Origin of the sequence: Trichococcus alkaliphilus, from assembly GCF_003008695.1 — a bacterium.
GTDB classification, from domain to species: Bacteria; Bacillota; Bacilli; order Lactobacillales; family Aerococcaceae; genus Trichococcus; species Trichococcus alkaliphilus.
The window spans coordinates 54,150-70,367 of the sequence record NZ_PXZT01000009.1 but is presented as its reverse complement, the minus strand read 5'-3'; the positions used below and the strand labels follow the sequence as shown (position 1 = coordinate 70,367).

Below are 16,218 nucleotides of genomic sequence, written 5' to 3'. Positions count from 1 at the left end.
TGTATTTGTTTTTGCATTAATTCCTATACAAGCTGGCCTGCACGGGTTCCGGAAGTTTTCCTAAGAAGTAATCCTCGATGACATCCCAGAATTTTTCTGTATAATTTCGAAGCTTTTCGTCTTTGGTTGCGCCTTCCTTCTCCATTTTAAAAAGATAGGTCAACAGTTCAACGCTGATATTGTGCCGTTCATGAACGCTTTTCAAAATCAGGTTGTTGTATTTTTGAGGGGCCTTAATAACTTTTTCTAATTGATATATGCTGTTTATGCGGATATAGATTTGCGGGGAATTTCCACTTATGATTTCATATGACAATGCTCCCGCTGCTTCCGCAACACCCAACAATACCTGCTCCAGCTCTAGCTGCTCATTCTTGTTGCTTCGTTGTGCGTAAAAAACGAGCTTGTCATCATACTTATCAGCAAATTTTTCCCCATAGAATAAGCCATTTATTATTCTTTTCATTTGGTCAAAGTAGGTCATATAATGCGTAGTTACATTATATAGGTCACCGCGCTCATCACGAGCCTTTATGTATCCGGCATTCTTTATTTTGCTGACTTGTATAAGTGAATTCAGGAGTACACTACTCAAACCTAGTGCTTCAAATCTGTTTTGAATACCCAGTTTAGTTTGTAAAAATTCACTGATCATCTTTTCATTAAAATACGTTTTAGAATAGACTTTCCCTCTTAAAAATTCTTCAAGGGCAGCCAACACAATGTTTATGCTAGCAATAACCGTTTGGACATCATTCTTCAAATAATTGATTTCTACGCCCATGGCAGGACTGATTTCTTTAAGAATCTTTTGATCCTTTAATTCCTCCACCTCCGCGTACATTTTATATTTGAATTGCGGAAAAGACAGGGATGGATATCTGTCTTCCCATAATTGTTTGAAGTTCATCTGACAAATCGAATCATAATAGTCAGTATCAAGTTGCTTTTCTTCCTTAAAATACTTTTTCAGTTTTGATGACTCCAATAATTTTTTTCCTTTTTTTGAGAGAAAGACAAGCTCATTCCCATACATGGCTCTAGGCCTGGCAACAAACGGTGCATAGCTCAATTTTTTCGTGGATTCAAAATCTTTTTCAATCATCAATAACGTTATTTTCAACTTATTGTCGATATCCGAATCCTCTAATTCATTCTGATTGAATATGTATTTGAAGTCATCCGCACTAACCACGATATTTCTATTTTTCTTTTGCTCATAAAGAGACACTATCTTTCTCATTACTTCAATTAATTGCTGTTTCTTTATAGTGGACATACCGTGTAATCTTTTTACTTCTGTGAAATCTTGAGGCAAAAAATCGAACCAAGCATAACCTTCAGGCAAGCTTCTGGCAGCTCGTCCTATTTCTTGGATGTAATCTATGACATTGCCGGTAGGTGCATAATGATACACATTGTGGATGTCAGGTATATCGATCCCCATTCCGAATGCTTTAGTAGCCAGCATGACTTTAGCGTCACCATCTTTAAATTCCTTTAGGCTCTCTTTTTTCTCATGTTTGTCCAGGCTGCCATAATAAAGCGCCGTCTTTTCCGCAATCGATGAATAATTCTGCCTTAAATGACTGTTGAACATGTTCAACGTTCTGACAGTCGGAAAATAGACAAGAGTTTTTTCATTTTTCCGATCAAAGCTCTTTAAACGTTTGCCCATTATTTCAAATTTAGTTTTTATGTATTCTCGGGAATATTTTGTAAACTCTTTTTGCGATGACTGCACACACATGAGAATATCATCGCGTTTCACATAACCGAAATAAGCGATTGGATTGACCATATTCAAGCTATCCCTTGTTTCTAAGTACATGTCTTCTTTACCGCCGTATATTGCAGTTGCAGTAAATGTCACGATGGGGAAAGTCTGCTTTTTCCTCATTTTTGCCAAGTAAGATCCCATATACCAGTAATCTGCACGGAACGATTTGCCCCAAGTCGTTACAATATGAGCCTCATCCACAACCAACAATCCTACTCTTCGTTGTCCAATGAGCATCCCGATATCCGAGCGACTCTGCAAAGTCTCCGTTGATATATACAGAATGTCTACCGTACCGGCTTGAACTCCCGAAATAATCTCTTCTTTTTCCATTTGGGATAAGTTTGAGTGGATCGTTTTAGCATTGCTTATATTTCGCAACTCCATACTTTTTACTTGATCATCCATCAAGCCGATCAAAGGTGAGATTACGATTGTTAAAAAACCGTTGCCTTTAAACTTGTTGGCTAAGTACAGTGCTGGTATTTGAAACATGACAGACTTTCCGGATCCAGTGGAAGAAGTAACATATACGTCTCGAAAACTTCGACCTTGGATAGAATTTTCCGATTGCTCAATGATATCATCAATAATCTGAGCTTGAGACACTTCAATTGTTTCTTTTCCCATTGTCTCAATGTCCTTGTACATCTTTAATTCTTTAAAAGAGTCGTACCCCCAATAGGCCTTCAAAATTTCTTTGTATTCATTTTCGCGCTCGATTGTTCTTGAGTTTAATTGTTTCGTAGCCAAAAATATCTGGTATTCATCCCCAGCAATGTACTGCATGATTGCGATCCGCTCATCGTAGTTGTTGGGCAAGCTCCCTCTTTCATCAGCAAAAAATATCCTGATTTTCTTAGCTATATTTCCATTCTCCATTTTTTCGGTAAAATGAAGAAATTCATCTTCGCTATCGCCTACCTCAAATGAATATAGCTCCTCCTCACTCAAATAATCATTGATGATAGGGACGACTTTCAAATTGCTTTTGTCGATGAATGGAATGATTTTATTGAAATCTATTTTTGGAGCTTCATAGGTCACGTAATATTTTTCATTCGAGGCATTATAGTAGATTTTCCCATAGTAGATCGAAACGGCATTCAATTTTTCTTCCTGCGATGCAGAAATTTCCTCATCATCATTGTGATAAATCTCTTCATAAACCGCGAATATATCAGTCAACGTATTTTGATAGGGATATAATTTATTGTACAGATTATTCTCAATGCATTCACATTCAAAAAAATCATAGAGCGTATCTTGAGCCGTCATGAATTCTTCGTATGTGCACCAATAGTAGTCTGATTCTGCAGCAGTTGCTTTAAGCACTATATCTACTGTCATTTTCGCTTTGTTTTCAAGTAATATTTCTAGGTTCTCATAGACAGGAAACTGAAACAACTTATTACTTAAAGCCTCAATCTGCGAGATGTCGAAACCTTTCAAAACATAGATTATTTTCTTATTTGAGGCCTTTTGATCAGCAGCATAATCAAGCAGTGTCTGGTCTGTTAAAGTTTGAATCACAAATAATCCCCCTTCGTAGCTATTAAGTAGTTCATTTTTTTCCTTATTTTCTTCAGAGCCTTCGACTCAATCTGGCGAATGCGTTCCCTAGTCAAGCCAAATTTTCCACCAATTTTCTCTAGAGTATTTTCTTCCTCGCCATCAAGGCCAAGTCTCATTTTTACTACACTGCATTCTGTCTCAGTCAAAGTATCAACTAGCAAGTTGTTGATTGATGCTGCTACTGCTTTATTGATAGCTAATTCTTCAGGCGCTCTCAGTAATTCGTTATCTGAATCATCAGATAAAACTGCATGCCTATTCTGAAGCAAATCTAATAAAGCAGTATCCCCGTCCTCACCTACAGCTTTATCAGTACTAGCCATATTTCGGTACTGATATTCATAAGTCTTCAGTTTCAAGTACTCCTCTTTACTCATCTCTAGAACAGCACAAATTTCCTCAATAGAATAGTTTGGATATTTGATCTGAAACTCACTCTCAACGCGCTTTAATTTATTCAAACGCTCGCCTAAATGTACAGGGAGTCGAATCATGTAACCATAATCCATAATATCCCTAGCTATGCTTTGCCTTATCCAGTTGGATGCATACGTGGAAAACTCAAAACCCATGTCAGGATCGAATCTCTCAATAGCTTTAAGCAGGCCTATATTCCCTGATATCATCAGGTCTTCCTCCGTTAAACTGATTGAAGTGTTGTGTCGCTTGTACCTCTGCACAATTTTCCATACCAAACGTTGATTATTTTCTACGATTGCTTCCTTCAAAACATCTTGGTTATCCTGTTGATAGTCACGTATCATTTCTTTATTGAACCTAAAGTCACTTAAATCAGCATTCTGTTGCATGCTCGTGGAAAACTCTTCGGACTCCAAAAAATCATCAAGATCAAAGTCATCATCCCACGCCGGAGTGTCCGTAAGTGTCTTACTTGGCTTATTCTCCACCGAATTGATAGCGCTTGCATTCACTTGGACAAACGAAGCTTCCCCTCCATGTTTATGGTCTATACGGCTTAAGGTTTTTGTTGGCCAATTGCAGGAAAATCCATTCAAATTTAGTAGCTTTTTTAATTTTTCCTTATCCTGATACAGAGCAGAATATGCCGATATATCATCTAAAATATGGTGTTCTTCAATCTTCATGTAAAATTGTTGAATGCTTTCAGGTATCACTTTGTCTGGGAAAATAGTGGTTAGTTGTTCAGCTAATTGACTATCCATTCCTATCACCTTCATTCAATTAATTTAATCAAAACTTGAAAAATATTGGGTCTATACTTATTTTTCTGAATAATAAAAAGCTGTGAAAATAATGTTAATTTGATTATATCAATAAATATCTACTTATAAAATAAATAAATTCAATATGCAACATTTATTTTACAAAAAAGCGGAAATAATTCAATAATCCGAGCTTTCCCTCCGATTACAAAATTATTCCCGCAATCAGAATAACCACTCCTAGTTTTATGCTTAATAGTTTTTAAACCGCAGACGATACCGCTTTGCGTTGAGTCCGGCGAAGGCGCTCATTCGTATTTGGTGTTGCCCCGCGAATTCCGCGTAGTGCGCTCTTTAGCAGGTCAAGATGGAGGAATACCTTCTTGAGCAGATTGGCTGTCGCAAATGCATCATCAAGGTTTAGCTCTTCTCGGCTCGTGTGCTCATTTTGATAGCCAACCGATAGATTTACACTTTGGATCCCTTGTTGTGCCCAAATGCGTGTGTCACTACTCCCGCCTAATGTTGATTCCCAACGTTTTTCTTCACCTAAATTTCCGATGAGTGCGAGCATCTCTCCGAATAGTTCGTCGCAAAAACCGATTCCGCGTGTGCCAGTAACGACATCGCCTCTTCCTCTACGGTCCACTACTAAGGCAGCTTGGATGTCCTCCAAAAATTCTGAAGACACCGATTTTGCACCGCATAATCCGACTTCTTCCTCAACCGTGAAGGCAATCTTCACTTTAACAGGAGCGCGAAATTCCATCCGTTGTAACTGTTTCAAGGTGTGCAGAATAACGCCTATTCCGGCTCTGTCGTCCGCACCCAGAATACCGGTGCTGGAAGTCCAGACAGGACCGCACTTCAGTATTTCTCTCCCGACCTCTATTTCATCCACTACATCCAAATGACCGTTCAGCATAATCGTCAAGGAAGGTTCTCTGCTACCTCTCCCGAAGGTGACCTCAGCCAAAACATTCCCATAATCGTCAACTGTCATTTCATCAGTTAATTTCGCTAGTTTCTTCATCACATGGTTGCGGATGACAGATTCATATCCACTTACACCAGGAATTTCGAGCAGTTCTTCAACGACATTTTCAAACACTGCTCTCTCAAGGTGCTCAGTAGAGATTGCATTCAGCTTTTCTGATAGCCCGTTCAGCAAGCTGAAAAAGCCTAAAAACTCTTCTCTTTCCTTTAGGATGACAATTGTCTTGCGCGCTAACTTAACTCTATATTCGAGTCCAACCTCCGCCATCAACAAAGCAGCTCTTTCCGTATCATTCTCTGTTGCAAATACGATATTCGGTATGCGTTCGCCTTCTCCATCACAGCTCATGATTGTCTTGCAGCCCAGGCGATTTAATTGTCTTACCAAACCACTGATGTACAGATCCAACATCTCCAAAGAAACGCTGTTCTCTTCATCGAAATAGCCGCACATTTCGGTTCTGCCTCTACCCCCGACAGCACAATGGGTAAGCCATACTTTTTCGTTCCAAAAAGTATCTCCAACTGTCAGAAGTCTTCCTTGCCATTCATGACGCCAATTACTTTTGTTAAGGACTTTCTTCAGGAATTCTACGTTCAATTCTGATTCATTGCGAAAATCTAGCGTGCTGCTATCCACCTGAGAAAAAATAAAACCTTGTTCCACTAATAACGCATCCATTGATTTAACCACTTCAATCACAACCTCTCTCTTTTATGTCTTAATTATAGAAAATGGGTGTGAAGGGGTTGTCACAATTTTTATGATGGTTTTATTTGTATAACAAGGAGGCTTCTTCCGAACGACAAATGATCATATATGGCACTTTTTTATTGTAATAATAGCCACTGGGATATGGCGATTTACTAGTACTGATGACATCTAATTCCGGATCCAAGCTGGAGATAAGACGCTTTTCCTTACTGATGGCTGTCCTTAATCTGTCATTCGTTACAAAAGGACTGTTGGATAGTTCCTCAAAGCAGTTCTGCATATTATGCTCATTACCAGGATTGTTTTGCGAAGTAAACCGTAGCAGATATACTAGTTGCTTTGCTTTGAATTCACTGCGGAAAAGTTGCTCCTCTTGATTGAAAGCTACCTTGCTGTTGACACCATCAAACCAAACAATCAAGGTATCTTCTGGACGCTCTTCTTTATGGAAATAGCCCATTGCATCTTCATATGAAATATACTGACTTCCTTTATCGGTGAGCAGTTCGTACTCCTGATCCGTAAGGTCTAAACCCAGAACTGATATAAAATCCTTAATTCCGTAGGAAGTATAGTTCGGAAGGACAGGATATTTTTTACTGGTTGCAGAAAATTCTAACTCATCATTCAAATTATCGACTTCGTGCAAATAACACGTCATTAAATACAATCTGGCGTAGTAGGTTTCTCGATTCGATAAACAAAAGATAGGTTCATCATGAATTGTATTTTCAAGTGCCGCATTAAAATATTGAATAGCTTTTTTATAATCATTCATACGATAATATATAAACGCTAATCGGTATGCCGCCATGCCAGAAAAAGTGCCTCTTTCAATGCTTTTTCAGCCTCTAACCTACTGCCTTGCCCACGAGACTTCATTTCTGAACCGTGATTGAGGAGTAACTTGGATAACTTACGTTTAACATCAGTAGTATCTATATCAATGTCATTCGAGGACTTGCCACCATTAATCTTAGGATTCTTCAATTCACGCGAGACTCGTAAGACCTTCTTGTGTAATTCGATTTCGCGCCAATAGCCATCTTCATTACCATTGACGTCATCTTCTCTTATCAGTTCCATTCTATGCATTTCAACCAATAATTCTTCCAAACTCATTTCACTGAATCGTAAATTTCTGGCCATCTATTCCGCTCCAATCATATAAAGTTACTTAACTGGCGAAACAACAAATACTCAACTAAATAGTCTTGGTTTAATACACGTGATGTATAACTTTTTTCGTGCACATTTACAATATTAGATATTACTCTTTGGCCGTAAACTTTCTATAAAAGTTTATTTTCTATAATCCCCTCATTTGAAATGGAATACACATAAGTCTTATCAACAATATGTTTCAAGTCTTCCATATATTCTTCACTAAATACATAGTTTGCATGATTCGTTAGTATAATGAATCGTTCTTCGCCATTGTATCGTTCGCTGTAGAAGTCCACTAGGGATAAATTATCAAAGTTTTTTACTATTTTACGGCCATTGGCTTTTTCATATTGTACAATCATCTCAATATAATCTTCTGCTATAACGCGCATAGAACTTCCATTTGGGATCAGTTCAAACTGAGCTATTTTTTTAGGTGGCATCATTGTAATAGTTCGTTGTCGATTGAGTAATTCAACTCGGCTTTGTTTTTGGATTTCAACATCAATAAGCTGGGAATTCATTTGATTAATAAGAATGGAGTTCCGATTATCAATGTTGTTCAATTGATATTGAACTAATTTTTCATATATGTCATTGTACTGAGATTCAAATGAATTTATGAGATAATCATGCAATTTATTGAGTTGGTTTGATCTCATTAACTCTAACTGACGCTTCTCTTCTAAACTGGATTGCAAAACCTCTTTTTTAAAGATATGGTCATCAGTTATTGGCATTTCTGTAATACTATCTGGAAATCTATCTAAAGCTAACCAGTAGGGACTTATTCCAAGGATGGAACCATCTTGTCGTTCACCAAGAATAATCAGCTTATTTTGAAGTTCTTTACCCGTTCCATCTTGTAATTTCACTTGATACACACTCAGTTCCAGCTTTTCCGGAACAGTATATGTTAACAGGTACCTTTTAAAGGCGGCGAAATCATTATTGGCCTCTAGCAATTGATTTGCTAATGTCACTAAAGGATGTTCGCTGTCTATTAGTTTTATCTCCTCATTTATATAATCACTGAACCCCGTATAATGGTACGATCCATCTAACTTAAGCTGCCTCGTATATTTATCTCTTATCATTTTAGGAAAACGATCAACGCGATGGAATCTATCATTTTGTGCATGAAAAACTTTCACATTATTTTTATTGAACGCATAATTTATGTACGGTACCAGTAATCGATTTGAAATTTTGTTTATTTCTACCTCATATTGCTCTTGTTTTAATTTACCTACATCAACAGTATCTTCACTCAATTGCAATTCCTGCATGCTATTTAATAATTTCTTGTGTTCATCGCTTATGCTTCTATCCATCTTAGACACGATTTCCTCAAGATTTTCCCGATGGAGTATCGCATCTCTCATTAAATCTGCCAGAGTTTGCTCTCCGTCCAATAGTTCTCCCATAAAGTTATAAACCAAATCATTACCTAGATCCAGCTTCATAGTTTCTAGCTTTTCCAGCAACTTACTCATCACATAGCCTTCGCGTGTACCGTTAGCTACTAGGTTGAAAACAAAGACCTCGTTTTTCTGACCAATACGATGTATACGTCCCATCCTCTGCTCTAATCTATTTGGATTCCACGGAATATCATAATTGATCATTTGATTACAAAATTGTAAGTTAATCGATTCTCCTCCCGCATCTGTTGCCAGCATTATTTGCGCAGTTGTTTTGAACAACTCTACTTGTTTACGCCTTTCCTCCATTGAATAACTGCCTACAATTTTGGCAATCGGACGTACACGTTCAGATAGTTTTTCTGACAGAAAATTCAAAGTGTCTACTGACTCCGTAAAGATCAATATTTTTTCTCCAGTATATACCAATCCATCTACACCAAATAGCATTTGCTCAAGTTCGAGATATTTTTTCTCAATGCCATATTGCTTCAAATCTGCGGTCATTTTAATCAGATGTTCTAACTCACCAATTTCATCATTTAAAGCATCGATATCTATTTCATCGATGGATAATTCCAGTTCATGATCCAGCGTATCTTCAGCATTATCAACTTCTTCATTCAGGCTATCTTGGTAATAGTTTTCAACCTGATCAGCATATTTTTTTCTTCTTTCTTCAGTATCACTAAGGAGCTCAGTTAAGCGGCCTCTTCTTCGAATTAAGGATTTATGAATAGCTTCAACAGAAGAACTCATGCGTCTTTGCATCAGCATCATCGCAAAAGCCGTGCTATTTTTCCCCGCATTGATTGCACGATTAAAATGTTGTCGAACATAATCAGTTACAGCATCATAAAGTTCCATTTCTTCATCAGTCAGTGTATACAGAACTGTCTTTGTTGTTCGCTTTGCAAATATTGGTGTGCCATCAAAATTGACCATCGATTCTTTTAGACGTCGAATAATATATGGATTACTCTTATCTCTAAGTGTTTCTTCAGGTAACAGATGATTAAATAAATCTGAATCAATAAGTTTCATTAACAAACGGTAATTTTCAGCATTCCCTTTATGTGGCGTAGCCGTTAATAGCAAACAATTTTCAGATTTAGATAGTAAACTTTCACCCAAGTTATATAATTTAGTTTTGTTTGTCTTTGGCTTAACTTTTCCATATGTATAAGCAGCCATTTTATGCGCTTCATCAACGACAACCAGATCAAAAGATGCTTCAAGAATCAAATGCTTAATGTCTTCACGGCTAGCCCAATACATAGAAACTAAACAACAATCATTTTCTATGAATGGATTGGTGTTGCCATATTCGCCCAACGTTGCTCGATTAATTATTTTAAAAGGTTCTTGAAATTTTTGCTCCAATTCTTCTTGCCACTGTACTAAGACTATTGGAGGAACTAATATTAAAACCCGTTTAATGCTCTCTCTTGCTTTCAACTCTTTAATGAGCATTCCGGACATAATGGTCTTTCCGGCACCTGGATCATCCGCTAATAAATAGCGTACATTTGGTGACTGAAGCATCTTTCTATATACCGCTTCAATTTGATGAGGTAGAGGCATAATTTGCTGATTCCCTATCGCTCTTTTCTGCGAATGTTTGCCTTCTAGGTTTAACATCAAATGTAGAAAGCGGCTTTGAATGGATTTACCCGTCGTCTGATTATCTGTTTCCTCGGCGGTACTGATAACGGATATAGAATGTAATTCACCTTGTGTAAATAATCGTTCATAGTATTGATTCGTTTGGCATCCAATACCTTCCAACAATAAGTACTCATCACCAAAAGAGTCTATTTTTTTCACTTCAATGGCTTCCGGAAAGAAAGGGCCTTTGATAATATCATTGATATTCATTTACTGACCTCCTATGGAAAAACCCTTACTCATATGAATAAGGGTTTTTGGGATTCCGTTCAATTAATGTATCTCGTATATTATTAATGATAGTAAAGCGCTTGGTGTCTATGTCTCCAGCAGTAATGTGATAATCGAAGGGGAAAAATAACGCACTTGCGTTTACCATTTCGACGCTGACTGTATTTGTGCTTAAGTGTTCCATTAAAACTTCAATCAATAGATTTTTTACTAGTTTATCATTTACTACTAACCTATGTGCCGTTGCGCTGTATACACCAGGTTTATCCATAGTAATGATGCCCCAGTCTTTTGAGGATGACAAGACTGCGCTGGATGCGACTTCTACACGTCTTCGGTCTCCGTATAGACTTTTCATTTGGGAAATAAGTACTTTGCTTTTAACCGCATCCGCCATCTTTAAGTATTTACCAATAAAATTCATTTGTTCTCGATAAAAAGGATAGGCAATGCACGTTAAGCAATAATGAACGCACCTTTGCTCCGAATTAGAAAGATAAGGATATTCCCCAATAATGGTACCTTGGATTTCTTCAATATTAGGTTCTGCCAACTTCCAAATTTTCATGAGCATTGTGATTGCATTTTTTCTAGATTTATCTCCTTTTATTGACGAAAGTAGATGTTCTTCTAGAACCCTGTAAATATCCTTAGAGTTATAATTTTTTAGATTTTTAGCAAGAAAATCCAAATGTTGAAATTGTATTTTTTGATCAAATCCAACGGGTTTCACCATTAATGTGCCTACTTTCCTTCTAACGATATATTCTAACAAACGGGACAATCACTTCTTCTATATGAATGCCACCATGAGTAATAATTCTATCATTTTTCAGTACAAATGCATCATTGTTTTTCGCTAGCAACACGTAATAATCATCTGGTAAATTCACATTATCCCAAACTAATGTATCTGGGTGTTCGGCGGCTGTATGTTTCCGTATATTATCAGATTGATAAATTCTTAATCGCTGGTTGGCGGATTCTACAGTCACGCCTTGAAATATCCGACCTCTCCCTTGACACTCTACATTTCCGTGATCTGCAGTGACATAAATATCAAATTTCTCATTATGCAACAGTTTCAATAGATTCTGAAAATATTGTGTGGACAGCCAATTATCTACTTCGGATGTCATCGTGCGATTTCCTTGTTTTGCCCCATGCATAAATTTATCGATTACATCAATGACGGCTCCGTAAACTTTAATAAATGGAGAAATGACAAATGGAAAGTCATTTTTTTCGAATTCCTTTAGGCCTAATGATTTTTCATAGGCTATGTTACGTTCTTGCAACCCCTGATGCACCCAAAATTCTTTCCAAAGTTTACCTTCTTTATTCGTTGTATTAATTGAATCAGCATATTCCCTTGGTACTTTCCCGGAAAAAATCGCCTGTCTTGCTACAGGAGTTATAGTTGGTACCCAAGAGAAAACACCACTTTCATCAAAAAGCCAATTATCTTTAGCTAAAACTTCTTGGATTTGATACCACTGTGTATAGCTCATGCCATCCATTACGATAAGTGCAACTTTATTATTCAATTTCCGCTCAAGATACCATGGAATCTGGTGCAGCATTTTAGGTTTAGGCAAGATAGGTAATGTGCTCAAATCTTGGTATTTCGAATACATCCATTGTTCAAATGCCTTATTCGCAATAGCGGCTTGTGCCTTGAATTCAGCATCCAGTGCCTCTTTTTTCAGTAATTGATTTTTTATATGTCCTAGTCCGCTCGCAAATTTAATCCAATCGGTCATATCAAATGCTTCGTATGTCTCACGGAATAGAACCTTTCTTTCACTTTTAATATACTCCGTATTGGCATCTTTCACTATTAGGCCAGGTAACATCCATTTTTCATAATCTTTATCTGATAAAACTTCTATAGGTGAAATAAAATTCCCTATGTGCGCTCGAATGTAGGGATCGCTGAAGTAACTCTTATGCAAGCCGATGCTGTCCTCAGCTAACTGATCATCCACATAGCTCATTATGTATACCTTCCACTGTTCATTCAAGCGTCTTACCAAAACATCTTGGGAGGTAAAACAACCGAAAACCTCAGAAGATACATCCTTTGTCATCTGACTTAGATAGTTTATAAAATCTCTTGGCAACGGCTCACTAAATCCTTCAAAATATATCAAAGCAGCTTTCACCACGCTGACCTCATCTGCAAACTTAACGGCATCAATAGAAAAAACTTCTCGCAAAATAAAGTCAATTGTATCATTATCAGAGAGCAAACTTGAGCATCGTGAATGCGCTCCATACATTTTTTCGTACAGTTCAGTGGGGCATTGCAGAACAATTGAACCAGCAAATTTCGGAAAAATTGATGCTAACGATAAAGTAATGCAATTCGCATCTTGATATATATCATAGGGTATTTGATTGAACTGGCGGTCTTGAATTACAATAAGTGTAGTAGGACGGTTAGCTCTTTCAATGTGCCTCAACGTAGTTTCATACACATATCGAAAACAGATTGGATCATCATAAAAATAAATCTCAAATTTTTGCTTCTTAAGTAAGTCCTGTAATTTTTTATCATTCAACAGTCTATGTTCGTCAAATACAATATAGACTGATCCCTTATTAGCAAAATAATTAGTAATTTTCTCCTGCCAGTTCAATCAAATCACCTTCTTTCTATTACATATCTATACGGATTTGTGCATTATCATAATACATCAATAACTTGTCATCCTCTTGTATAACCGTTTCGGGTAAACGGTCACCTACAGTTACAATCTTGTTATAATCTTTCTCAGTCCACGCTTTTTTGAATCCTGCACGTACGGCTTCCGTACGGAAATGACTTAATTTCTTTTTATTTGTCCCAAGTTCTTCTACATAGCTTTCAAATTCACGTAAAAGAGTTTTCTCCCTTAATTTTTCTAAATCAGCTTGCTTATTCGGATCAGGAACATACCAACAATTCATAGCCCTTACTTTTAGCTTATCATTATCATTGTCAAGTCCACGATATTCATGATAATTACGACGTAAATAACCTGCAATTTGGTCGGGTACAGCTGTATCACCTTCATAGCGAAGAAAATTTTGTACGAGTAAATCATCTAATTCAGGTAATTGCTCATGCTTCGCAATGTGCTGTATTTCCTTCATAAACTGAGAATGTAAGTCTTGACGCGTCTGAGGTTTTTTCATCAATTGCTGACGAATCCACTCAATCGCGCTGTTCTCATCTGATACAAATAAACTGATTTGAGAAAAATCCTTTACAAGGATACGTTTCTTATCATATTCAGCTATTTGAGATTCCAAAAAGGCCATCCCATCACGCATAGGGAATCTTTGTGTTACACCCAGCTGGAATTCTGCTGATGAAATCGGGACAGGCAAACCATTTTGTACATGATATGCAATCATTCGGTCAAAAAGGATACGAGGTGTACGTTCGATAGAAATCGTAATTTGATTTTTATTCACAATAGGTAGCGCTAGATTTGAAATATGATTTTGTACGAAAATCCAAGGCAATTCACTTATGTTTTTTGGATCTTCAAAAGCATTCTTTAAATTTTTTGTTGGTTTATATGCTGAAATCACTAAATCTTGTTTAACCGCTGTTGTAGAAGTTATCGCATTAAAAGAACCCTGCTTTTTATCTAAAGAAGATACATTGGCAATAACAAAACCTGATTTCTCTAATGCTTCTCGTATGGCATTCCATACACTTGCTTTTGAATTACTAAATTCAATCGTTATCCAGCGATTTGGTTTTAATATTCGATGAAGTTCTTTAAAACATTCTAGCATTAAATTTTGATAAGAAAGAAGATTCTTATTCTGTGTTTTATTAATAATAGCTTCGCTATAATTATTTGTATAAACCCCTAGCCAAGAATCTGACAAGAAATTAAGTTCAGAATACATTAAATTTGCCCCAAAAGGGGGATCAATAAATATATAGTCTATAGATTCAGGCTTTATGTTAGATAAAGAACTTGTACTCTGATTTGAAATCACGTGTTCTCCTTTATAGTCATCAATTGTTGAAATCACGTTTTTCATTTTACTTTTAAGCGCATCTAACATTGATCTATCTCCATTTAAACTAGGTATATAAAAAGTACCACTTACGAATCCAAACGAGAAGATTCCCCCTTTATCCAATAGCCGAGGTATGTTAACTTTTACCATTCTATTAGAATAAGAACAACTACTTCTCATAATATTAAGGAATAAATTCTTATACTTTGAATGTTTTATTTTTTCACAAAAGCTAGACATTATTATTAGATTTCTTTTTGTATAAAATTGATGTATAAATTTTATGCCGCGTTTTCTTGGCTCTTCAGTCTTATCCCCTTGAGGTATTTCACTGATTGGTACAAATCCGTTGATTTTTATATTTTCAATTTTCCCTTGTAATTCATAATCAAATTTATCAGGAACTTTATTTATTTTATTTTTACCATCTGTGTAGTTAATTAATACCGGAGTTTGTTTAGCAACTTTAACTACTTTATCAAGTGCGGAATCATATTGATGCGTGAATACAATTTCTAATTCTCGCTTGTTCACTTGAGCGTTACAGTGGGTACAATGATATTCTTTCAACATGTTCTTCTCTTCTACATCAACAGAAATATCCCAAAAAATTAATTCTTTTTGACAATACGGACATACAAAATTATCACTCCACACCATATAATTTATTGGGAATTTTTTATGATTATCATCTGTGGTTTCGAACATCCAAGAATATTCTTCCTCAAGTTCTTGCATTATTTTTTTAGCTTCTTTTTCGAAATCGTCATTCTTTAACTCAGTATTATAACTATGTGAGATTAACGTAGCAGTAGGTGATAAATCAGATAAAATAGTATTACGAACACCAATTCGGGAAAAAATTTCACCATCTTCATCAATAATATTCCCTGTTGAATCCACTAAATATCCTAGCTTTTCCACTTCACTTTTGTCTGAACAGTATCTTGCAGCCACTCCCGTCATACCTGTACCTGAGAATCCATCCATTACAATATCACCAGGATTAGTGTAATGAAGAATATATCTCATTACAGCTTTGTGCGGAACCTTTGTATGGTAGCTGTGAACATTATAAATTTTGTCACTCTTTCCCTCACTTACATCTGCCGAAAATGGCCCCCTATGGTACTCTTCTCCTAAATTTTTATCATATCTCCCTATTTTTTCTTTTTCCCACTTTTCGATAAATTCGTTAATCCAGGGGTTTGGGCAAGCTGTATAATATGGAGGATCAGACAATGCGATAATATCCTCATCTTCTCCTATAGGATAACCGTCAATTTTTTTTAACTCTGGTAGTTTTTTTCGTAATTCTTCGCTGAAGTATTCTCTTCTTGCCTCTTCATTTTCAAACGTCATGCCTAGGCAGACAACAGTTGTATTGTCTGCTTTTGGCTGTTCATTTATTAATGAGAGCTGTTCCGAATTGTTTGTCATTTAGAATTGCTC

Annotated in this window: 9 protein-coding genes; all 9 read right to left on the bottom strand. The window is 36.5% G+C overall.

Features of this window, described 5'->3' with window-relative positions:
* Nucleotides 1-16: 16 nt before the first annotated feature.
* Nucleotides 17-3,313, bottom strand: a complete 3,297-nt coding sequence (locus C7R73_RS08695) for a helicase-related protein (protein ID WP_106450128.1) — start codon at nucleotides 3,311-3,313, stop codon at nucleotides 17-19.
* Nucleotides 3,310-4,539, bottom strand: a complete 1,230-nt coding sequence (locus tag C7R73_RS08690) for a sigma-70 family RNA polymerase sigma factor (RefSeq protein WP_161525910.1) — start codon at nucleotides 4,537-4,539, stop codon at nucleotides 3,310-3,312. The genes C7R73_RS08695 and C7R73_RS08690 overlap by 4 nt, the downstream gene beginning before the upstream one ends.
* Before the next feature lie 262 nt (nucleotides 4,540-4,801).
* On the bottom strand, nucleotides 4,802-6,217 hold the full coding sequence (locus C7R73_RS08685; RefSeq protein ID WP_106450126.1) for a M20/M25/M40 family metallo-hydrolase: 1,416 nt from the start codon (nucleotides 6,215-6,217) through the stop codon (nucleotides 4,802-4,804).
* A 91-nt stretch (nucleotides 6,218-6,308) separates the two neighbouring features.
* Complete coding sequence (locus C7R73_RS08680; RefSeq protein ID WP_106450125.1) at nucleotides 6,309-7,064, bottom strand: tetratricopeptide repeat protein; 756 nt, start codon at nucleotides 7,062-7,064, stop codon at nucleotides 6,309-6,311.
* A complete protein-coding gene (locus tag C7R73_RS08675; RefSeq protein WP_106450124.1) occupies nucleotides 7,046-7,399 on the bottom strand; it encodes a hypothetical protein in 354 nt (117 codons plus the stop codon). The genes C7R73_RS08680 and C7R73_RS08675 overlap by 19 nt, the downstream gene beginning before the upstream one ends.
* Nucleotides 7,400-7,542: 143 nt before the next feature.
* A complete protein-coding gene (locus C7R73_RS08670) occupies nucleotides 7,543-10,719 on the bottom strand; it encodes a DEAD/DEAH box helicase (protein ID WP_106450123.1) in 3,177 nt (1,058 codons plus the stop codon).
* A gap of 25 nt (nucleotides 10,720-10,744) precedes the next feature.
* A complete protein-coding gene (locus C7R73_RS08665; RefSeq protein WP_205076497.1) occupies nucleotides 10,745-11,476 on the bottom strand; it encodes a hypothetical protein in 732 nt (243 codons plus the stop codon).
* A gap of 19 nt (nucleotides 11,477-11,495) precedes the next feature.
* The gene (gene pglZ, locus C7R73_RS08660) at nucleotides 11,496-13,382 is read right to left on the bottom strand and encodes a BREX-3 system phosphatase PglZ (protein WP_106450122.1); all 1,887 of its coding nucleotides are present in this window, start codon (nucleotides 13,380-13,382) and stop codon (nucleotides 11,496-11,498) included.
* 19 nt (nucleotides 13,383-13,401) lie between these two features.
* The gene (locus C7R73_RS08655) at nucleotides 13,402-16,206 is read right to left on the bottom strand and encodes a DNA methyltransferase (RefSeq protein ID WP_106450121.1); all 2,805 of its coding nucleotides are present in this window, start codon (nucleotides 16,204-16,206) and stop codon (nucleotides 13,402-13,404) included.
* Nucleotides 16,207-16,218 lie beyond the last annotated feature (12 nt).

Coding starts and splice junctions, on each gene's coding strand:
- C7R73_RS08690 (WP_161525910.1), bottom strand. CDS start 4,539: ATGGATAGTCAATTAGCTGAACAACTAACCACTATTTTCCCAGACAAA.
- C7R73_RS08685 (WP_106450126.1), bottom strand. CDS start 6,217: ATGGATGCGTTATTAGTGGAACAAGGTTTTATTTTTTCTCAGGTGGAT.
- C7R73_RS08680 (WP_106450125.1), bottom strand. CDS start 7,064: ATGGCGGCATACCGATTAGCGTTTATATATTATCGTATGAATGATTAT.
- C7R73_RS08675 (WP_106450124.1), bottom strand. CDS start 7,399: ATGGCCAGAAATTTACGATTCAGTGAAATGAGTTTGGAAGAATTATTG.
- C7R73_RS08670 (WP_106450123.1), bottom strand. CDS start 10,719: ATGAATATCAATGATATTATCAAAGGCCCTTTCTTTCCGGAAGCCATT.
- C7R73_RS08665 (WP_205076497.1), bottom strand. CDS start 11,476: ATGGTGAAACCCGTTGGATTTGATCAAAAAATACAATTTCAACATTTG.
- C7R73_RS08655 (WP_106450121.1), bottom strand. CDS start 16,206: ATGACAAACAATTCGGAACAGCTCTCATTAATAAATGAACAGCCAAAA.